Source organism: Thiohalophilus thiocyanatoxydans, from assembly GCF_004366735.1.
Taxonomy (GTDB): Bacteria; Pseudomonadota; Gammaproteobacteria; order UBA6429; family Thiohalophilaceae; genus Thiohalophilus; species Thiohalophilus thiocyanatoxydans.
In genome coordinates, this window is the sequence record NZ_SOQX01000002.1 from 380,979 (window position 1) to 401,000 (window position 20,022).

A 20,022-nucleotide genomic window follows, 5' to 3' on the forward strand; every position below is an offset into this window, starting at 1 on the left:
TCCGTCGCGTCAGAGCTTTATACGCAACCTGTCGGCTTGGGCAGACCGGCATATTTACATGCCTGCTTGCCGGGGCCATAGGGGAACAGTTCGTACAGGTACTTGCTGTTACCTTTTTCCTTGCCCAGCTTCTTGCCGATCGCTTTGGTCAGTACACGAACTGCCGGCGCGATCTGATACTCTTCATAGTATTCGCGCAGGAAATTGATAACTTCCCAATGGTTTTCGGTCAGATCCTGACCTTCGTCTTTTGCCATATACTCGGCAACTTCCGGAGTCCAGTCGGCCAGATTGGAAAGATAACCTTCTTCGTCGACTTCCAGCTCTTTGCCACCTACGTTGATAGTACCCATCGTTTATCTCCTATTAAGATACTGTGTGTGGATTGCTCATTAAGTCCATGCGCTGACTTTGTCGTTATCGACAGTCAGCTGAACGAAATCGCTGTAGTCGACAACCTTGATGCCGTCGATCAGCTTGCTTTCGTCGATGCCTCGGGCTTTCAGATCAGGACCCAAAACATAGAAAGAGACATCTTTCATGGCACCTGAAATTTTGTCAGCGGATGCTGTGCCCTTCATCGCACCATAAACCCCGTCTTCATACAGCATGACAGAGCTGCCTTTGAGAGCGTGACTAATGGCGCTGTCGAGGGAGTTACGCTCAAAAGGCGATTTATTTACAGTGTGTAAAATCGGCATTTTTTTCTCACCTTATACTTAGAAGCTCAATACGACGTCGGACTCATCCATCAGTTTGGCGAGTTCCTCGGCAGAGACCACCTTGATGGAATCTTTTTCCGCCCAGTCGTCATCTTCGTCTTCGTATTTCAGATCGAGGAGATCCTCGACTGTCAGACCGCGCGCGTCCAGCGACTCTTTTTCAACATAAATCTTCTGAACATCGTAGTCGCCCAGAGCAGAGTAGGTCGGCGAGAAGTTCTTGATGCCGAGCCCGGATGTATCCTGGCCTTTCATGATCTGGTAAACACCATCATCAACAAAAGCCAGTGAAACGTCCTGTTCAAAAGCGGCGCCAATCAGTACGACTTCCAGGGATTCCCAGGCATAGACCGTACCGTAGGGCGCCCGGCGGTTCAGATATAAAAAATTCTTCACATCAGACATGAGGCACCCCTAATCAGTCGCCAAATACCATGAGACGATCCGCCTGTACACAGCCTTCGATCAGCTGTCCCAGACCAGAGATACGGAAACCGGGGGCAATGTTATTGCCGTCCTTACCGTTTCGACTCTGTTCGCCTTCATCAACAATACCGCGGCGTTGTGCAGCTGCGACACAAACCACCAGATCCAGTTCGTGTTTGCTGGCCAGTTCAGACCAGGTGTTCACGATGTTCAGATCATCCTGCGGCGGTGTGGTGTAACGCGTACCGTTATTTACGCCATCATGATAGAAAAATACACGAAAGACCTCATGACCGGCATCCAGCGCGGCCCTGACAAAGTTCAGGGCCGAGGTGGAGGCTTCATGATTGTAAGGGCCTTCGTTAACCTGAATAACATACTTCATCTGATTAACGTCCCCTTGGTTTAGAAGCGGATGTGGGTTGAAGCGTTCAGACTGTTACGGGCACCACGCCAGTTATCGATGTGATACTTGGTAAAGGGCAGTCCGGTTACTTCGAAGAAACGCGGCCAGCCGATACGCTCGATCCAGTCGTTGATACGCTCCCAGTCTTTCGCACCTTCTTTGTATTCCTTGAGGATGCGCTTGACGAGTGCAGTCGCTTCAGGCCAACGCGGCGGGTTGTTCGGAATACCGGAGGCAACCAGCTTCTGGAACGTCGGCTTGCTACGGGCGTTGGAGTGGTTACCACCAACCCAGATAGCCAGCTTGGTGTGTTCCGGATCGTTGATCTGCATCGGCGGGCAGGGCGGGAAGCAGGCACCACAACAGATGCATTTCTTCTCGTCCACTTCCAGAGATGCCTTGCCGTTAACCATGGCCGGACGAATCGCGGCAACCGGGCAACGGGCAACAACCGAGGGACGCTCACACACATTGGCAACCAGATCATGGTTGATGCGCGGCGGCTTGGTATGCTGAACGTTGATGGCGATATCACCCTGACCGCCACAGTTGATCTGGCAGCAAGACGTGGTGATATGCACACGGTTGGGCATGTTGCAGTTCTGGAACTCGTCGACCAGCTCATCCATCATGGCCTTGACCACACCGGAGGCGTCGGTACCCGGGATGTCGCAGTGCAACCAGCCCTGGGTATGCGAGATCATCGCAACCGAGTTACCGGTACCACCAACGATGAAGCCGGCGTCGGTCAGGGCGGTGATCAACGGATCAACCTTGGCCGCGTCGGAGACCATGTATTCGATGTTACTGCGGATGGTGAAGCGCACGTAACCGTCACCATACTTTTCGCCGATTTCAGTCAGCTTGCGCAGGGAATAAACATCCAGAATACGCTGGGTACCGGCCTTGACGGTCCAGATTTCATCACCGCTATGGGCGACGTGGCGCAGAACACCCGGTTTCGGGTGTTCGTGGAATTTCCACAGGCCGAAGTTCTTGCGCATTACCGGATGCATGTACTGGAAGCCGTCAGGGCAACCAGATTCAATAGGTTGACGCATGTCTTCGTATGCCATCATTCTCTCCTGATTGAGTTAATCTTACTTAATCTGTCAACCTTGCTGGTTAGCCTGCTGCTTCTTCAGCCTTGCGGGCAAACCATTTCTCGGCTTCTTCGTCCCAACCGTCAGTACGAACATAGGAAGACTGACGCGGGTTGTTGACCATGTGCGGATCGACCTCGATACCGATACCTTCGAGGAAGTTGACCAGGCCGATGCGCTCGATCATTTCACCGGTACGCTCGTGTTCCAGGGCGTTTTCGGCGAAGAAGTCGATGGTTTCCTCGGCGATTTCGACCAGACGTTCGTAGTCTTCTTCGCTTTCCAGCTTCATGAAGGGAACAATAACGGTACCCATCAGGTCACCGATCTTCAGTGTACGCTTACCACCGATCAGCAGGGTGATACCGCGGTCGTCGCCGGGAGACAGTGCCTTGTTCATGACGTTCAGGCAGTGCATGCAGCGTACGCAGTTGTGGTTGTCCACTTCCAGCGTGTCGTCGTCTTTCAGGCTCAGTGCCTGGGTCGGGCAACGGGTGACAACGTTGTCGATAACGTATTCACGACCCTTGGCCTTGACGAAGTTCTTGACTTCTTCCTGGTCGACTTTCATGTCGTCGCGCCAGGTACCGATTACGGCGAAGTCGGCACGTTCGATGGCGTTAACGCAGTCGTTCGGGCAGCCGGAAACCTTGAACTTGAATTTGTAGGGCAGGGCCGGACGATGCACGTCATCGGTAAAGTTGTTGACCAGCCAGCGCTGAATGCCGTGCTCGTTGGCACAGGACTGTTCGCAACGGGCGGAACCAACGCAGGACATGGCGGTACGGACGCACGGACCGGCGCCGCCGAGGTCCCAGCCGTATTCGTTGATTTCGTCGAAGAAGTGCTGGGTACCGTTGGTGGTGGTCCCGATGAACATGATGTTACCGGTCTGACCGTGGAAGGTGACCAGGCCTGAACCGTGTTTTTCCCAGCTGTCGCCGAGCTGGTTCAGCATGTCAGTGGTGTAGTAGTTACCTGCCGGCGGCTGAACGCGCAGGGTATGGAATTCGCGGGAAGCGGGGAATGCGTCGCCAACTTCGGAGAAGCGCGGAATGATCCCGCCGCCATAACCGAATACAGAAACGGTACCGCCTTTCCAGTAACCCTTGCGGGTTTCGTAAGAGTGCTCCAGCTGCCCCAGCAGGGAACTGGCCATTTCATTAATGCGTTCGTCGGGATGGTCGTCGCGCAGACGCTTAAAGCCGGAAATAAAGCTGGGCCAGGGGCCTTTCTCCAGCTCATCGAGCATCGGAGTGTCATACATTTTCTTTGCAGCCATGGTGTTCTCCTTAAGGGGTTACCCAAATAAGCCGTTTTACGTTTTGCCTTACAACCCCACCAAGCCGTGGGATTAACACATCTTTTCAAAGTTACTGCGAAGTCTATGCCGCAATATTTGTGACGAGTATCGTACTGATGGGGTGAATTGGACCCCCCGGGTTATCCCTTATGGGGTATATCCACCGATACTACATCTAGGGGCTGTCAGCCCGTCTATATACAATTGCCGTCCCGGTTCCTGTTCCAGGGACCAGTAATACAGTGTGTTGCGCTGTATTACCAGCTGGGTATTCGTCTTGCGGTCGCGGTATGCTCTAATCAACACCCTGCAATCGACCGGTTGTCAGGCGCAGCGCCGGATTACGGAATCCGCTGCGGATTCATTCCGGCCTATATAAAAGGTGGTCATTGCCATGCCGGCAATATTTTTACATACCCGAGTAAAACAGTCGGGACGCCTCGTAAAATGTGGGCGTATTCTACTGATGAACAGCCAGAATGCAAATCATTAATGCACCAATAAAAAACGCGGGTGTCGATGTTGCCGCGTTTGATCTCGACAATGCGCGCGCCTATCGGCAATGGCGGGACCGGCGCCTGGCCGGCTATCCGGCCAGCACCGACGGGCTGCGGGTGCCGGTCGCCGATCCCGCGCAACTCACCGGGGCCGAGCTGGCGGCCCTGCGCGATCGGATCCAGCGCTGCAATATGGCGATCTACGCGATCGACCCGGCGCAGACGGGGCGTGAACCGATCCGCGCCCTGGGCCGGCAGCTGGGGCTCGAGCATCTGGATGGCAATCTGTGCGCTGACGAGGACAGCCTGACCGCATTGCAGGTGATCCCCGAGGGGCGCCAGCAGGGCTATATTCCCTACAGCAACCTGCCGCTGAGCTGGCACACGGACGGATACTATAATAAGGGCGATCAAATGATTCGGGCCATGCTGCTGCACTGCGTGCGTCCGGCGGCCAGCGGCGGCGAGAATGCCCTGCTGGATCATGAAATCGCCTATATCCACTTGAGAGATACCGAACCCGCCTATATCTCCGCCCTGATGGCGGCGGATGCGATGACCATTCCGCCCAATGTGGAGCAGGGGGTGGAAATTCGCGGCGCCCGCAGCGGGCCGGTCTTTTCCGTCGATGGCCGCACTGGCAGTCTGCATATGCGCTATACCCATCGCCAGCGCAGCATCGAATGGAAAGCCGATACCCTGACCCGGGAGGCCGTGGCCTGCCTGCGCGAGTTTCTGGCCAGCGAGTCGGACTATATTTTCCGGCATCGGCTGGCGCCGGGCGAAGGGATCGTCTGTAACAACGTACTGCACAGCCGCAGCGGATTCGACGACGACCCGGCGCAACCGCGGCTGCTGTACCGGGCGCGCTATTACGATCGCATCAGCGAGACATGAAAAGCGTGACTCTCGCCAAGGCGCAGAGCCCGCAACGGGAACAGGGCATTGAATTACATTACTTTGCGTCTCTGCGTCTTGGCGAGAGAACAGCAAAATCAACAGTAAGCTCTGGCAGAGACGCCGAGCTCGCAACGGAAACAGGATGTCAAATTAACATGGCGTTGCGTCTCTGCGGCCTGGCAAGAGAACAATCAACTTACAGCAACAGGACAGGATTATGCTCTGGTTAAGTGAAGTGTTACTGCAAAACCACGATCTGGAAAGTTTTGAACAACTGGAAAAAGTGATCGTGGAAAAAGCCAAGGAAGGGGAGATGTTCTTTCGGATGGACGTGAAGCCGCCGTTTCAGGATACCCCGGCCAATTGGGAAGAGCGCCTGGAAGCGGTCTTTACCTCCCGCACAAACTGAATCAACCCGAGGTGGTCCGACGTGTTCTGGAATGAAGAAAACGACGAACAGCAGGAATTTGTGATCCCCGATAATGTGGTGGATGTGGTTTTCGCCGTGAAAGATTGCCCGTGTCTGCCGGCGGAACACGCCTATCCGCTGGCCGAGGCCCTGCAGCAGACGCTGCCCTGGCTGGCGGAGGAGGAGCAGGTCGGTGTCCATCCGATCTACGGCGCCGAAAGCGGCAACGGCTGGCAACGCCCGGCGGATCCCGATGCCCCGATCTATCTTTCCCGGCGTCAGAAAATGACCCTGCGCGTCCCGCGTGAGCGGGTCGAGGACGCCAGGCAGTTGTCCGGCAGTACCCTGGAGGTCGACGGCTACAGCCTGACCGTCGGCGAGGCCAAAACCCGTCTGCTGAGCGATCTGCCGACCCTGTTCGCACGCAACGTGGCGACCCGCCCGGGACTGAGCGAAGACGAGTTTCTCGAGCAGGTGGCCCGGGAACTGCAGGAACTGGATGTGCAGGTGAAGAAAATGATGGCCAGTATCGAGCGGGATATTCGCACGCCGGACGGCCCGCTGCACACTCGCGGACTGATGCTGGCCGATCTCACCCCGGAAGATTCGGTCCGGCTGCAGGAGACGGGGCTGGGACCCCACCGCAAGCTGGGCTGCGGCCTGTTTGTGCCGCAAAAAGGTATCAAGGCGGTTTGAATCGCGGCCAATATGGTCGAAAACTCACGAAAAGTATTCACCCTGTCGGCGTTTTTTGGTTTAATAAGCGCCCTTTAATATTCAGCAATTGTAATTTTGGTATGATCTATTGATTTGAGAGGGGACAAAGCGAAATGGCTTACGAACTGAACGGCAAGACCATTGAAACCAACGAAAACGGCTATCTGCTGGATCACAACGAGTGGAACGAGGAGCTGGCTCAGGTCATCGCCAATGAGGAAGGGCTGGGTGAACTGACCGAAAAACACTGGGACATCATCAACTACCTGCGTGATGAGTACATCAACAATGCCAGTAACCAGCCCAATGAGCGGACCATTCTCAAGGCGATGGGCGAAAAATGGGGTGCCAAAATCGGTCAGAAGGATACCTTCTCCCTGTTCCCCAAAATGCCCTCCAAGCAGGGCGGTAAGGTCGCCGGACTGCCGGAAAGTCGCCGCAAGGGCGGGTATTAATTCCGGCATAGACCAAAAGTGATATAGGCGTGGCGGGCCCGGCCTGCTAAATTGAGCCACAATCACGAATTCAGATACTATTTATATAAATAGAGAGCGAGGTAACCGCTATGAGCTCAAAAGCAGAAAAGATCGCCAAGTTGATCGAAATGCAGAAGCAATTCATCGAATACGAACAGACCCACGGCGTGGATCCCAAGGACTACTATGCCCCGGAATCCGGTCACACCCTGGACGGTTACCGTCAGCAGTACCGCGACCTGGCCATGGACGTCCTGGATGAAGCGCACAAAGAGGTCGGTTCCAAGGCCTTCAGCTAATCGCTCTTTATTGCGAAAATAGCTAATAAAAACGGGGCCTTAGGCCCCGTTTTTCATGTAAATTCTAACATCTATCCACTTTTCAGTTTCATTGTAATTAACGCGGAGTTCGCAGAGGCGCGGAGACGCAGAGTGAATAAATTGTTTTCTCCGCGCCTCCGCGACTCCGCGAACTCCGCGTTTCTTCCACTGTTCTAAAACGGGTCAGATCTCGGCCCACATGCGAAACAGGTTTGAATAGGCGATATCCACCTGTCGGGTCTCGTCGTCGTCGGGGCGCTGCTGCAGCAGGCTCTCGCGGGCCTGGTTGAGGCCGTAGAGCAGCTCCCGCTGCGCGGGGTCGCGGATCATGCTTTGCGCCCAGGTGACGGCCGCCAGCCGGGTGCCGCGGGTCACCTCGTTCACGTGGTGCACGCTGGACGAGGGGTAGACCACGGCGTGGCCCGCCGGCAGTTTGATCGTCTGCTCGCCGAAACTGGTGCGGATCACCAGCTCGCCGCCGTCATACTCGTCGGGACGGTTGAGAAATACCGTGGTCGACACATCGGAGCGATAGCGTCCCTGGGCCGGTCCCATGACGGCATCATCCACATGATCGCCATAGGCCATGCCCGACTGATAGCGTGCGTAGTAGGGGGCGGCAATTTTGGCCGGCAGGGCGGCGGACTGGTACAGCGGATGTTTGACCAGGTTGCCCATGACCAGATTGTTCAGCTGCTCCAGTTGTTGTGCATCGGCGGCCAGCTCCTCGTTCTGTTTGACCCGCCGGGCCGCCATGCCGGCGGAGAGTTTACCGTCGGCGAAGCGGGCGTTGTCCAGCACCGAGCGGATATAGTCGAGACGCTGTTGATCGAGTACCTCGGGTATTGTCACAAGCATTACGTGGTGTCTCTGTGGCAGGGATTCGTTACAATGGTATCAAATTCATGCCGGTCGACGCGCTGGTAAACAGGAGCACGTAATGATTTTGAATATAATGGCGGATGGGCAAAGTATTCCGCTGGAAATACCGGACAATATGCTCAACGAAGCCAGGCCGGTCTTTGACAAAATGGATGCGGACATGGATAACGGCTGGCAGATGGGCCGGGACTGGCTGGATAATCCGGATCCGGAGCAGCGTTGTCAGATCGCCGCGGACAAGCTGCTGACCGCGCTGGAGACGGACAATCGCAATATGGCACAAATGATGGCCGCCTACATTCTCAGCAAGGCGCCGCACGTTGAAACCGTGGTGATCGACACCAACGGCGAGATGACCGAAACCCATTTCATGTAACTCCTCTGTTCTGTTCCCGCCAGCCGTTGTCGCAGACGGCAAGGCGGGCATTGTCTCGCATTTCCTGCTGTACACCGAAAGCCTCGCGGCTGAATCGAAACCCTTTTGAGCACGTTTGGCAGGACAGGCGCTGAAGCGTGCCTGCCCGATCTGGATAACCCCGGTGTTGATCATGTTTTCTGGCGACAGGGTACGGAAAAACAGGCGTTGCTGGAGTAATCGGGCCGGTTTTCTGGCATTTCCGCTGCGGGGATCCTATAGTCAAAAACGGGCCTACGCGGATAGTCCTGACAACGAAAATAAATACAGGTATGACGCAGTTTTTGAATTTCCCTCTACGACAACCGGCCGCGATGCCTCGGCTTGCGGGCGGTCTTTGCTTTTTTATTGCCTTGTCGATCTGTTCGGATCCGGCGGTCGGCGATACCGGCGCCGAGATCGAGGCGCTCAAACAGCGGATCGAGGCGCTCGAGCAGCAACGGCAAACCGCGCAGGATGAAGGTCTCGCCGATAAGCAGCGGGCGACACAGGCGAGTGAGAAAGACGAGGAGACGCCGGTGAAACTGGGCGGCGCACTGCGATTTAATTACTTCAACGGTGAACACAGCGATGATCTGGAAAACCGCTATGGGGATACCGGTCTGGATCTGTTCCGGCTTAACGTCAATGGGGAGTTCGACAGGCTGTTTTTCTCCGCCGAATACCGTTTTTATCGTTATATGAACACCATTCATCACGGCTATGTGGGCTATCAACTGAGCGATCACAGCGAAATCCAGGGCGGTATTACCCGGGTTCCCTTCGGGCTGCTGCCCTACGGCGCGCATAACTTCTGGTTCGGCGTGCCCTATTATCTGGGGCTGGCCGATGATTATGATTCGGGTATCAAGTACCAATACAGCCGGGACGGCTGGGATACGCAACTGGCCTTTTTCAAGAATGCGGAGCTGGGCAATGCCGGGGATCTGGAGCGCTATTCCTACGATCCGGTGACAACCGGCGCGACGGCCAATCAGGAGAGCAATACCGTCAATGCCCGGCTGACCTATACCGTCAATCCGCAGGGCAGCTGTAGTTATGAGCTGGGTCTGTCCGGCCAGGCGGGACAGTTGTACAACGCCGATACCGCCGAAGACGGCGATCACTGGGCCGCGGCAACCCATCTGGATACGCACTGCGGACGCTGGAATTTCCAGTTGCAGGCCGCGACCTATGAATATAACCCGAAAAATCCCGCCGGCGTCTCAACGGAGACGATCACCCTCGGGGCCTTTGCCGACAGTTACGAGATCGCCGCCAAAGGCCATGTTTATGTGGCCAACGTGGCCTATAATCTGCCGGTCAACTGGCCGGGTATCCAGCTGCTGACCTGTTACAATGATTTCAGTATGCTGGACAAGCAGATTAACGGCTTTGATGATTCCTATATCAATACCACCGGCTGTTTGATCAATGCCGGACCGACCTACACCTACGTGGATATTATTCGTGGCAAGAATATGCCGTATATAGGGACCAGTGACGCGGATAATGTGTTGGCGAGTGGGGGAGGTAACCGTTGGGAAACCCGCTTTAACATCAACTTTGGTATTTACTGGTAATGCATATGATTTCATTACGCACAAGCGCCTCTGGCCGTTCCCTGTTGTGCGCGGTGACACTGCTGTATCTGCTGGTCCCGGGTGCCGGGACAGTGCAGGCGCAAAGTAATACCTACCAGGATCCGTTGACCTTTGTCAGCTGGGGCGGGGCATACACGCGCAGCCAGATGCTGGCCTTTGTCTATCCTTTTGAACGGCGTTTCAATACCCGGGTCAATGTGCTCGATTATCACGGCGGACTGGAGGAGGTCCGTGATCAGGTCAGCTCACTCAACGTCAAATGGGATGTGATCGACCTGGAGCCGGCCGATGCCCTGCGCGGTTGCGAGGAGGGGTTGCTGCAGCCGCTCGATCCGACGCTATTGAAAAAGAGTCCGGACGGCAAATCGTTGCAGGAGGACTTTTTTCCCGAGGCCATTCAAAAATGTGCCGTGGGCACCGTGGTCTGGTCGACCGTTATCGCTTATGACCGGCAGCAGTTTGAGGGCGAGAGGGCGCCGGAGAGTCTGAAGGATTTCTTTGATACGGAACGCTTCCCCGGTCCCCGCGGCATGCGCCGCACGCCCAAGGCCAACCTGGAGTGGGCGCTGATCAGTGACGGGGTCCCCGCGGATCAGGTCTATTCGGTACTGGAGACTGACGAGGGCCTGCAACGGGCGTTCAGCGTACTGGATCGATTGAAGCCGAATATTGTCTGGTGGAACAGCGGCGCCCAGGCACCGCGACTGCTGGAAGCCGGACGGGTGGTGATGACTACCGCCTATAATGGACGGGTTTACGACGCCATGGCCCAGCGCAATCCGGGGTTGCAAATTATCTGGGATCATCAGATCTGGAGCTATGACCTGCTGGGGATACCGCGCCACACCCGCAACCAGGAGCAGGCCGAGCAATTTCTCCGTTTTGCCACCAGCAGTGAACAACTGGCGGAACAGGCCCGGCATATTCCCTACGGACCGGTGCGCCATTCGGCCCTGGCGCAGGTCGACCGCGCCCTGCGCCCGCATCTGCCGACCGAACCGGATAACTTCGCGAACGCCTTGAAGATCAACGCCGCCTGGTGGGCCGAGCATTTCGAACAAATCAACATCCGCTTCGAAGAGTGGCTGGAGCGGCCGGTGCGGGTGCCGCGGGCCTTGCCTCATTAAAAGAAGAGGGGCGAGGGACGAGTGACGAGGGACGAGGAAGATCAAAACCCGGTAACCACGAAGGCCCGAAGACACGAAGAATTTCAATCAAGGATGCTTCGTGTCTTCGTGGTGAATCTTCAGCAGGTAGGCCGGACAGAGCGGTAGCGGTGTCCGGCAATCTGGCTTATAACAGGGACGAGTTACGAGGGACGAGGAAGATCAAAACCTTGCAACCACGAAGGCACGAAGAATAAGTCCTGAAATTTCAATCAAGGGTGTTTCGTGTCTTCGCGTCTTCGTGGTGAATCTTCAGCAGGTAGGCCCGATAAAGCGCCAGCGGTATCGGGCATTTGCCGGACACCGCTTTATAACAGGGCCGAGGGACGAGGAAGATCAAAACCTTGGAGCCACGAAGACACGGAAGGATAAGTCCTGAAATTTCAATCAAGGGTGTTTCGTGTCTTCGTGTCTTCGTGGTGAAGGAGGTAGGCCGGACATAGCGATAGCGGTGTCCGGCAATCCGGCACATGCCCGATACCGCTATCGCTCTATCGGGCCTACGCGGGATTCCCGGTCAGGGCTTTGTGCATTTCGTAGTGGACGATCTCGCCGAACAGGGTGTGGCTTTGTCCCAGCAGTTCATAACCGTGTTGTTGGTAGAAACCGACCACCGGTTCGCGTGCGTGCAATACCAGCGTCGTCATGCCTTGCTGGCGGGCGGCGTCTTCCAGGGATAACAGCATCTGTTTGCCCAGCCCCTGTCCCCGGTAGGCGGGAGCGACCGCCATGTAGCGCAGTTGTCCGTTCTCACTGTCCAGCGCATGCAGGCGGCCGACGGCCAGGACCTGCTGGTCCTGATTGATGATCATGCGATGGGTGGCGATGTTTTCCAGCTCGTCGCGTTCACTGCCGCGCGGCTGTTGCCAGGGGGCGCGCAGGATCCGCCAGCGCAGATCGTAATAGGCTTCGAACTGCGCCGGTGTCTGCGGCGTGACAGGCTGCATGGGCTGCGTGGCCGTCAGGCAAACACCACCCAGGTGGTGGCGATGTACTTGACGCCCTGTTCGAGTACACAGGCGCGGTGCTCATGAGTCCAGAAGGGCGGGAACAGGATGAGTTTGCCGGTTTGCGGTTTGACCTTGATGTCCTGGTACAAAAATTCGGTCTCGCCGCCGTCACTGACATCGTTCAGATACCAGAGGGCGACCAGCTGGCGCATGGCAAAATCGTGGCTGCCGCCGTCGATGTGCCAGTGATAATACTCCCCGGGCTGATAGCGCTGCAGACCGTAGCCCATGTCCTTGAACGGCCCCTTGAAATAGGGAAAGGTCTCGCGAAATTCCAGCAGGGCGGTTTTGAGCGACTGAAACAGGGCGTGATCCACGTCCTTCCAGTGCTCCTTGCCGCTGACCACCAGATCGGTGGTCTTTTTCACCCCGCTGTTCTCATCCACCGTCTGGCCGATGCGCCCCGGGTACTGTTCATCGGTATGTTGCTCGAAGCGTTCGATCATCTCCCGGCACAACTCGACCGACAGCGCATTGTGTTGCTCGAAAATAAAACTGTTGGGCTGGACCTCGCGGATACTTTTCAACGGCGGCGGGGTGAATTCCATCTTGGCGGACATTGTCGGACCTGGCTAAATTTAACAGATTAAGATCTTAACGCAGAGGCGCAAGGTAATGTTGAATGCTTAATGTTGAATTTTGAATTAAATGCGGGCCCCTATTCAAAATTTAAAATTCAACATTCAAAATTATATCTTCACAGTCGGTTGTTTTCGATCAGGTCCTGGATGGCTGCCACGTACTGGCGCTCGGGATCGGGCTCGATCTGGAGGATTTGCTCGGTCAGTTGCGACCAGTGTTCCTCGTTGCGCCCGGCCAGTTCTTCGAGCCGGGCACGATGGCCGCTCTCCTGCCAGTGGCGGTAGGCATCCATCAGCGACGGCGACAGGTGCTTGCGCATGTGGGTCAGGTTGCCGAAATAAAAATGCAGGGAGGGTTCGTTCCCGTTTTCCAGCAGCGCGGGCAGGGTGGTGATGGCGTCGGCCAGATGATCGCGTACCGCGCGCAGCATCAGCTCGGCTTTGGTGTAGGGCAGGGTGATCAGCAACTCTTCCCATTTTTGGCCGAGGCGTTCACCGGCGCGGATCTCGCCGATTTCATGCAGCAGGATGGTTTCCAGCTCGTTATCGGTCATCGCCTCCAGCGCCTGGTCCACATCGCCTTTGAAATCGTAATAGCCCAGCGCCTTGCCCATGGCGTTGTCGGGCTGGTTCCAGTTCCAGCTCTCGAGCTTTTCCCAGAGCATGCGTTTGAGCGATTCGCGACGGATGTAGATATTGTTGCCCTGGGCCATGGCGGGCGGGGAGGTCAGATCCCGGGCCAGCTCCTTGTCGGCGACATACAGGCTATAACCGTTGTATTGATCGTAGCGCTCGAGGCGGGCGAGGAAAAAATGGGGTTTGTTGTTGATCCCCAGGCCGCCGCTGTAGACCAGATCGTCGTCGCGCAGGGCTGCGTTGATGGCGCCGGAGTCAAACGGATCGTATTCATGCTCGCCGATGCGCATGGGGGCAAACTCCTCGCTCTCCAGGCTCTCCCAGAGCGCCTCGCGCTCGCGCAGCCAGCGCCCGACCTGGCGATTGTCCAGTGACGCCGAGAAGCCTTCTCCGGCCTCCCAGCGGAAGAATTCGCGCATTTTCATGAGATAGATACAGAGGGTATAGTCACCGGCATGGCTGGCATCGGCGATATGGCAATTGCGCTGTACAGTCTCTTGCAGATTTTCCATCTTCGACCCCATCGGTTTCATTATTCCTCGACGCCCAAACCGGAGTATAATCTTGTTTTTCCGGCAAGTAACTTAGTAAAATACTCTGGATTACAGGTTAGCATGTTGAGCTTTCAGGTTCTACCCCTTGAAATTCAATGTGTTATATATGACTTTTAAAGTTTTTTCGCTCCCCTGTCCGGGCGCGGAACCCGGTGCACAGAGCGCACCCTGATAATTTGTATGTGAGGTTCAAATGGTACGTTTAAAGACCCGCTGGCATAACAAGGAGGTCAGCCACAGTTTCGATCAGATCGCCGGCGCACTGGCCTATAACCTCTGGAAAATCGCCATGAACGGCGTCCTGAACCTGGAGAAGGCCGATTTCGAGACCAACAGTCTCAAGCACCGGATGGAGATCATCGCCGAATACCTCGCATTCAGCGTTCATCTGGCGGATCGCATGACCTACGAGCAGTTCGACGAGAACGAGCGCCAGGCCTTCATGACCGAGCTGGTGAGCAAGTGTGCCAAGCACTACGAAGACAACATGCGCGACGTGATGGGCGGCGGCGACTACCGTGCGGCATTCATCGACCTGGTGAATCATCGCATGGCCGAATACGCCGAATGTGACTACTCCGCCGAGAACGGTCCCAGCTTCGGCATGAAGCGGATCTTCGGGGAGTTCGTCAAGGCGCTGCTCAACGACCGGGACAAGGAGTGGATCGGCCAGCAGATCATCGACGCCGAGGCGCCCGAGATCGTCAAACAGCTGCGCCGTGCTATGCCGAATCTCTTTACATAGTTGAGTTCTTAGTGCTGAGTGCTGAGTGCTGAGTTAGCCGGGATTTCGCCATTCGAAATTCATAATTCAACATTCAAAATCAGGGTCTTTTCGTCTCTGCGGTGAAAGATTTCAGACATAAAAAAAGCGGGCCGTAGCCCGCTTTTTGTTCAACTTGCCGTTGGTCCGTGGGTTATTTCTTCCACTTGGCGAAGTTGTCGGTGTTCTTGGCCTTGCCGTCTTCGTAGCCGGCACTGTAGGCCTCGGTGACACGCTGCTCTTCCCGTCCGGGATTGTTCAGGAAGCCACCTTGCCAACCCTGGATGTATTCCGGATCAACACCTTCTTTTTCCATCTTGGTCACAGCGTCGTAGTAGTCTTGGTTCATTGAGCGTCTCCTCTATATTCAGCAGATTATCGCAGTACGTTGGTATCAGTAGGTTCCGGCCCGCGGCGTTTCAACCGTCGGAGCCGGACCGAAATTCAGTCAGTGGCATTTCTGTCGCCGTATTGCGCCAACCCGCCGGGTTGCGCAGAATGGCCGCGAAATATACCAGACTCTGGCGCGTAAATCCTGTTTTTCCAGCGCCCCCCGCCCGGGTCAGTTGTCACCTGACGGACGCCACTGTGAGGGTAGTGTACAAAAACCCTGATTTATCACGTATATCCCGATAGAGGGAGATGGCCACTTTCACAAGGGAATAATAACCGAGTGCGTGACTAGGTTAAGTGAATCAGGATATACTAGCGTCCTGTCACACGTCTAATGACGCCTTGCCCAAAGGGAGCTACCGAGCCGCGCCATTGCCTGCGCGCTGCGCCTTGCAGTGGCGCGGCTCGGTGGCTCTGAAGACGCCATTAGACGTGTGACAGGACACATGCATTAAAGCGACAAACCCGCAGCGGGAGCCCAATATTATGTCTGAACATACCAGCACCGAAGAAGTGGAATTTTCCAGCGCCATGTCCGCCTTCGAGGCCAAGCACTTTTCGCGCGCCATGCCGATGTTGATGCCGTTCGCCGAAAAGGGCGAGCCGGAAGCCCAGCACCGGGTGGCGATCATGTACCAGAACGGCCTGGGCGTGGTGCGCAGCGACGAACAGGCGCTCAAATGGATGCGCGCCGCCGCCGAACAGGGCCACGCCCTGGCCCAGCACGGCATGGGGTTCATGTATCTGGAAGGCGAGTGCGTCGACAAGGATGAAGCCCAGGCGGTGGAGTGGTTCCGCAAGGCCGCCGACCAGGGCCTGGCCGGCTCCATGACCACCCTGGCGCTGATGTACGAAGAGGGCAAGGGCGTCCCGCAGGACGCCGAAGAAGCCCAGAAATGGTACGCCAAGGCGGGCTTTTGATAGAGCGGTGGAAGTAACGCGGAGGTCGCGGAGACGCGGAGACGCGGAGACGCAAAGAGTTTTGTGGATTACAAAAAACAATCATGAGTCAGTAGTTAAAGCTCATAGCCAGAGCGTTTTGAACTGAGCAAGTTCAAAGTTTGAGAATTAATAATCGTTTTACTCTGCGACTCTGCGTCTCCGCGACCTCCGCGTTATTTATAGTTAATTTGAAAAGTGGAAGTTTAGTTTATGCGTCCAGCACATTTGATGACGGTTCTCGACAAGGAATTTCTCAGTGCCCGGGAGGGGCAGCACACGCCGGTGATGATCTGGGGCCCGCCCGGGGTGGGCAAGTCGCAGATCATCGGCCAGATCGCCGAGCGGCATCAGGTGCCGTTGATCGACATTCGTCTGTCGCAGATGGAACCCAGCGATCTGCGCGGGATTCCGTTTCGCAACGGCGAGACGGTGGAGTGGGCGGTGCCGGCGATTTTGCCGGATGCCGAACGCCATGGTCCCCAGGGCATTCTGTTCCTGGATGAAATCACCTCGGCCACGCCGAGTGTTTCGGCGGCGGCCTATCAGTTGATTCTCGATCGGCGTCTGGGCGAGTACGAGATACCCGACGGCTGGGCCATTTTCGCCGCCGGCAACCGCCAGGGTGATCGCGGGGTGACCTATACCATGCCGGCGCCGCTGGCCAACCGCTTCTCGCACTTCGAGTTCGAGGTTAACCTGGACGACTGGGTGGCCTGGGCCTATCAACACGGCGTCGACGATCGCATTATCGCCTTCGTGCGCTTTCGCCCCGAGCTGCTGTTCGAATTCGATCCGGCGCACAACCCCATGGCGTTTCCGTCGCCGCGTTCCTGGGAGTTTGCCAGCCGCGCCCTGCACAAGTTTGAACATCAGAACGATGTGCGCCTGGGTACCCTGCAGGCGTGTGTCGGACCGGCCGCCGGGATCGAGCTGAACGCCTTTATCAATAATCTGGATCAGCTGCCGGATATCGACGCCATCGTACGCGGTGAGCCGGTGTCGGCGCCCAAGGAGATCGATCTGCAATACGCCGTGGCGGCGTCGCTGGTCGGGCGTGCCATCAAGGCCCGCGACAGCGAGGAGTCCATGGAGGTGCACGGCAACATCATCGAGTATGCCAACGCCTTCCCGCAAAAGGAGATGGGGGTGATGCTGGTCTCCGATATGCACCGGGCCATCGGCCAGGATATTTTCAACGTGCCGCAGTTTACCAAATGGTCGAATGCCGTGGCTGACGTCATGCTCTACAACTGAACCGGGACGGGTTGTCGAAGGTTATGAGCGAGCAGGATCTGGAAACCAAGCTGGCCGCCGCGCGCACCAAACTGATCATCGACAAACCGTTTCTGGGGGCGCTGGTATTGCGCCTGCCGATGGTCAAGGGTGACCCGGGCTGGTGCAAGACCACCGCCACCGACGCGCGCAAGTTCTATTACAACGCCGAGTACATTAACGATCTGAGTCTGGCCCAGACCCAGTTTGTGCTCGCCCATGAAGCCCTGCACTGTGCCCTGTCCCATTTCGCGCGTCGCCAGCACCGGGTGCGCCATCGCTGGGATCTGGCCTGCGATTTCGCGATCAATCCGCTATTGATGAAAGACGGCCTGACGCCGCCACCCAACGCCCTCTACCAGCCCATGTTCGACGGCATGACCGCCGAAGAGATCTACCCCATGCTGGACGACTTCGAGAACGAGACACCGCAGGACCAGCATGTCTACGACGAATCGGACTCGGACGGGGAGAATCCGCAGGGCGACATGGAACCGCCCACGGAAACCCCGTCGTCCCCGCAGGACCAGCCGAGCGAGCAGGGCGGCGATAAGGACGACCAGGAACCCGATTCACAGCCCAACGAGGGCCAGGGCGGCAACAGTGACGCGGATGACGATAGCGACAGCGAATCCGACGGCAACGGTACGAGCCCGCAGCTCGACGAGGACGAGATCAAGGGCGGGGGTTCGAGCCCGGAGCCGGATGAATCCGACTCCCCCGAGGGCGCGCCCCAGCCGGTGCCGTTGTCACACAGTGAGAAAGAAGCGCTCAATGTCCAGTGGAAACAGCGCCTGGCCGGCGCGGCCCAGTCGGCCATGCAGGCCGGCAAACTGGGCGAGGATATGGCCCGGCTGGTGGACTTTCTGCTGCAGCCGGAGCTGCCCTGGCGGGCGCTGCTGGCCCGCTATATGAGCTCGGTGGCGCGTGACGACTACAGCTATACCCGGCCCAATCCCCGGCGCGGCGATCCCGCTGTTTATCCGAGCCTGCGCAGTCAGCAGGTGGATATTGTGGTGGCCGTGGACACCAGCGGCTCCATCTCCGATGCCGAGATCCAGGAATTCATCTCGGAAATTGATGCCATCAAGGGCCAGATGCGCGCCCGCATTACGCTGGTGGCTTGTGACTCCGAGCTGGCCGGCGAGGGGCCCTGGGTCTATGAGCCGTGGGATGAATTCACCAAACCGGTGTCGATCACCGGCGGGGGCGGCACCTCGTTCATACCGGTGTTCGAGTGGGCCCAGCGTCAGGATCGCTATCCGGAGCTGTTGATCTATTTTACCGATGCCCGGGGCGCGTTTCCCAAATACGAACCGGACTTCCCGGTCATCTGGCTGGTCAAGGGCAAGGCACCGGTGCCCTGGGGCCAGCGTATTCAGCTGAACTGATCCACACCGAGTTGGTACAATAGACCTATGGAACTCTCCAACGAAGACGCGCTGCGCCTGAATGTCTTGCTCAACCAGGATCTGCAGGCGATCCGGATCGATGAGTCAAAAATGATCGTCTACGGCCTGTCCGACAAGGGCGAGGCGACGGTCTCACTCAATCCCAACTGCCGGGACGAGCAATACCTCAAGCAGGTCAAGGAGCTCATCTCCACCCAGGTGCTGGGCTCGCCGGGCGGTTACCCGGTGTTCCTGCGCCGCTGGACCCGCATGGGCCAGACCAAAGACAAAAGTCTGGACAAGCTGCTGCAACTGGGCGAGTCCGAGGCGGTGGTGGCCGTGGTCCACGCCGAGGGGCTGACCGACGATCTGGCGCGGCGCGCCTGGTGGGCCATGCCCTGTTCGGAGAACGCTCGCTGCATGCTGCGCCGCGAGACGGTGGTGCAGGGCGAGATGGGGCCGGTGCTGGCCGAGTTTCTGCTCGAATTTCTGCCCTTCGAGGAAGAGCCCCGCGATATCGTCGAGTCGGTGCGTCTGGTGTTGCAGCCGGGACTGATTGACGAGGCGACCAAACAGGATCTGTGGGCCAAGGGACAGCGCAAGAACGCCTATCTGGTCGGCTTTCTCAAGACGCTGCCGGATGCGCTGCCCGAGCCGGCGACGCCCCATCCTGAATTCGAGACGCTGCAACCGGCGCTCGATGCCCTGATCGAGCAGGGTAACCCGGCGGCGCGGCAACTGCGGCGCACACTGGATACGCCCGGACAGGCCTTTCTCAAGACCGCCAGCCAGGTGATGAAAAAGCCAGCCAACCAGGATGTGGTGGTGGCCCTGCTCGAGGCGATGGAAGAGTACTTTGCCCCGTTGCATCCGGGCTGCGAACCGTGCCGCGAGGTCGACACGCTTCTGGAGACGGCCCGGCGCTGTTGCGAGGAACCGCAACAACTGCCGGCACCGGCCCGCGAGGTGATCGAGCAGGTCCCCGAAAGCCGGGAGCTGGCCGAGTCGGCCCTGGTGCTGGCGCAAATGGGGGTGCCGGTGGTGAATCCCATTTTTGCCGCCACCGACTCGGTCGGTTCGGTCATGCGGCGCAAGATTGAGCCGGTCAGCATCCCGTTTTTTGAACACGCCGGTCGACTGTTGGGCGAGTCCTGA

At 57.2% G+C, this 20,022-nt stretch carries 24 protein-coding genes; 13 read left to right on the forward strand and 11 right to left on the reverse strand.

Features of this window, described 5'->3' with window-relative positions; all coding sequences use genetic code 11:
- Positions 1 to 17 precede the first annotated feature (17 nt).
- From EDC23_RS05465 to dsrA, 6 genes are read right to left on the reverse strand one after another with little or no spacing between them, the layout of a single operon-like run.
- A complete protein-coding gene (locus tag EDC23_RS05465) occupies positions 18 to 353 on the reverse strand; it encodes a TusE/DsrC/DsvC family sulfur relay protein (RefSeq protein ID WP_134081960.1) in 336 nt (111 codons plus the stop codon).
- Between the two features lie 39 nt (positions 354 to 392).
- Complete coding sequence (gene tusB / locus EDC23_RS05470; protein ID WP_134081962.1) at positions 393 to 701, reverse strand: sulfurtransferase complex subunit TusB; 309 nt, start codon at positions 699 to 701, stop codon at positions 393 to 395.
- A gap of 18 nt (positions 702 to 719) precedes the next feature.
- A complete protein-coding gene (gene tusC / locus EDC23_RS05475) occupies positions 720 to 1,127 on the reverse strand; it encodes a sulfurtransferase complex subunit TusC (protein ID WP_134081964.1) in 408 nt (135 codons plus the stop codon).
- 13 nt (positions 1,128 to 1,140) lie between these two features.
- A complete protein-coding gene (tusD, locus tag EDC23_RS05480) occupies positions 1,141 to 1,533 on the reverse strand; it encodes a sulfurtransferase complex subunit TusD (RefSeq protein WP_134081966.1) in 393 nt (130 codons plus the stop codon).
- Between the two features lie 20 nt (positions 1,534 to 1,553).
- Positions 1,554 to 2,630, reverse strand: coding sequence for a dissimilatory-type sulfite reductase subunit beta (gene dsrB / locus EDC23_RS05485; RefSeq protein ID WP_134081968.1), 1,077 nt, complete (start codon positions 2,628 to 2,630; stop codon positions 1,554 to 1,556).
- Positions 2,631 to 2,679: 49 nt separating this feature from the next.
- On the reverse strand, positions 2,680 to 3,939 hold the full coding sequence (gene dsrA / locus EDC23_RS05490) for a dissimilatory-type sulfite reductase subunit alpha (protein ID WP_134081970.1): 1,260 nt from the start codon (positions 3,937 to 3,939) through the stop codon (positions 2,680 to 2,682).
- A gap of 500 nt (positions 3,940 to 4,439) precedes the next feature.
- Between dsrA and EDC23_RS05495 the strand changes: the two genes are divergently transcribed.
- The 5 genes from EDC23_RS05495 to EDC23_RS05515 all read left to right on the forward strand — a co-directional run bounded on the left by EDC23_RS05495 (position 4,440) and on the right by EDC23_RS05515 (position 7,258).
- Positions 4,440 to 5,354: a TauD/TfdA family dioxygenase gene (locus tag EDC23_RS05495; RefSeq protein WP_134081972.1), complete on the forward strand. Its 915-nt coding sequence runs from the start codon at positions 4,440 to 4,442 to the stop codon at positions 5,352 to 5,354.
- A 220-nt stretch (positions 5,355 to 5,574) separates the two neighbouring features.
- Positions 5,575 to 5,766 (forward strand): sulfur relay protein DsrC, encoded by a 192-nt coding sequence (locus tag EDC23_RS05500; RefSeq protein WP_134081974.1) that lies wholly within the window; start codon positions 5,575 to 5,577, stop codon positions 5,764 to 5,766.
- A 21-nt stretch (positions 5,767 to 5,787) separates the two neighbouring features.
- The gene (gene cas6 / locus EDC23_RS05505) at positions 5,788 to 6,462 is read left to right on the forward strand and encodes a type I-MYXAN CRISPR-associated protein Cas6/Cmx6 (protein ID WP_134081976.1); all 675 of its coding nucleotides are present in this window, start codon (positions 5,788 to 5,790) and stop codon (positions 6,460 to 6,462) included.
- Between the two features lie 134 nt (positions 6,463 to 6,596).
- The gene (locus EDC23_RS05510; protein WP_134081978.1) at positions 6,597 to 6,938 is read left to right on the forward strand and encodes a TusE/DsrC/DsvC family sulfur relay protein; all 342 of its coding nucleotides are present in this window, start codon (positions 6,597 to 6,599) and stop codon (positions 6,936 to 6,938) included.
- Between the two features lie 110 nt (positions 6,939 to 7,048).
- The gene (locus EDC23_RS05515; RefSeq protein WP_134081980.1) at positions 7,049 to 7,258 is read left to right on the forward strand and encodes a hypothetical protein; all 210 of its coding nucleotides are present in this window, start codon (positions 7,049 to 7,051) and stop codon (positions 7,256 to 7,258) included.
- Positions 7,259 to 7,462: 204 nt separating this feature from the next.
- Here the strand turns inward: EDC23_RS05515 and EDC23_RS05520 are convergent, their stop codons facing one another.
- Entirely contained in the window at positions 7,463 to 8,137 is a 675-nt protein-coding gene (locus EDC23_RS05520) for a Fe2+-dependent dioxygenase (RefSeq protein ID WP_134081982.1), read from the reverse strand.
- Positions 8,138 to 8,219: 82 nt separating this feature from the next.
- Here EDC23_RS05520 and EDC23_RS05525 point away from each other — a divergent pair, with 82 nt between their 5' ends.
- The 3 genes from EDC23_RS05525 (at position 8,220) to EDC23_RS05535 (ending at position 11,286) form a co-directional block, all read left to right on the forward strand.
- On the forward strand, positions 8,220 to 8,537 hold the full coding sequence (locus tag EDC23_RS05525; RefSeq protein ID WP_134081984.1) for a hypothetical protein: 318 nt from the start codon (positions 8,220 to 8,222) through the stop codon (positions 8,535 to 8,537).
- 392 nt (positions 8,538 to 8,929) lie between these two features.
- Positions 8,930 to 10,138, forward strand: coding sequence for a hypothetical protein (locus tag EDC23_RS05530; RefSeq protein ID WP_134081986.1), 1,209 nt, complete (start codon positions 8,930 to 8,932; stop codon positions 10,136 to 10,138).
- A gap of 5 nt (positions 10,139 to 10,143) precedes the next feature.
- Positions 10,144 to 11,286, forward strand: a complete 1,143-nt coding sequence (locus EDC23_RS05535) for an ABC transporter substrate-binding protein (RefSeq protein ID WP_166668777.1) — start codon at positions 10,144 to 10,146, stop codon at positions 11,284 to 11,286.
- A 539-nt stretch (positions 11,287 to 11,825) separates the two neighbouring features.
- Here EDC23_RS05535 and EDC23_RS05540 read toward each other — a convergent pair.
- The 3 genes from EDC23_RS05540 to EDC23_RS05550 form a co-directional block, all read right to left on the reverse strand.
- Positions 11,826 to 12,272: a GNAT family N-acetyltransferase gene (locus tag EDC23_RS05540; protein WP_134081990.1), complete on the reverse strand. Its 447-nt coding sequence runs from the start codon at positions 12,270 to 12,272 to the stop codon at positions 11,826 to 11,828.
- 14 nt (positions 12,273 to 12,286) lie between these two features.
- On the reverse strand, positions 12,287 to 12,895 hold the full coding sequence (locus EDC23_RS05545; protein WP_134081992.1) for a 2OG-Fe(II) oxygenase family protein: 609 nt from the start codon (positions 12,893 to 12,895) through the stop codon (positions 12,287 to 12,289).
- A 137-nt stretch (positions 12,896 to 13,032) separates the two neighbouring features.
- Entirely contained in the window at positions 13,033 to 14,064 is a 1,032-nt protein-coding gene (locus EDC23_RS05550; RefSeq protein WP_243830720.1) for an Sfum_1244 family protein, read from the reverse strand.
- Positions 14,065 to 14,299: 235 nt separating this feature from the next.
- Between EDC23_RS05550 and EDC23_RS05555 the strand changes: the two genes are divergently transcribed.
- On the forward strand, positions 14,300 to 14,851 hold the full coding sequence (locus EDC23_RS05555) for a hypothetical protein (protein ID WP_134081996.1): 552 nt from the start codon (positions 14,300 to 14,302) through the stop codon (positions 14,849 to 14,851).
- A gap of 172 nt (positions 14,852 to 15,023) precedes the next feature.
- Here EDC23_RS05555 and EDC23_RS05560 read toward each other — a convergent pair whose 3' ends face one another.
- Positions 15,024 to 15,218 (reverse strand): Alvin_2107 family globule sulfur oxidation protein, encoded by a 195-nt coding sequence (locus tag EDC23_RS05560; RefSeq protein ID WP_134081998.1) that lies wholly within the window; start codon positions 15,216 to 15,218, stop codon positions 15,024 to 15,026.
- Between the two features lie 530 nt (positions 15,219 to 15,748).
- Between EDC23_RS05560 and EDC23_RS05565 the strand changes: the two genes are divergently transcribed.
- From EDC23_RS05565 to EDC23_RS05580, 4 genes are all read left to right on the forward strand, one after another.
- Entirely contained in the window at positions 15,749 to 16,183 is a 435-nt protein-coding gene (locus EDC23_RS05565; RefSeq protein ID WP_134082000.1) for a tetratricopeptide repeat protein, read from the forward strand.
- A 231-nt stretch (positions 16,184 to 16,414) separates the two neighbouring features.
- Positions 16,415 to 17,458: an AAA family ATPase gene (locus EDC23_RS05570; protein ID WP_134082002.1), complete on the forward strand. Its 1,044-nt coding sequence runs from the start codon at positions 16,415 to 16,417 to the stop codon at positions 17,456 to 17,458.
- Between the two features lie 23 nt (positions 17,459 to 17,481).
- Complete coding sequence (locus tag EDC23_RS05575) at positions 17,482 to 18,867, forward strand: DUF2201 family putative metallopeptidase (RefSeq protein ID WP_134082004.1); 1,386 nt, start codon at positions 17,482 to 17,484, stop codon at positions 18,865 to 18,867.
- Between the two features lie 27 nt (positions 18,868 to 18,894).
- Positions 18,895 to 20,022, forward strand: coding sequence for a hypothetical protein (locus tag EDC23_RS05580; protein WP_134082006.1), 1,128 nt, complete (start codon positions 18,895 to 18,897; stop codon positions 20,020 to 20,022).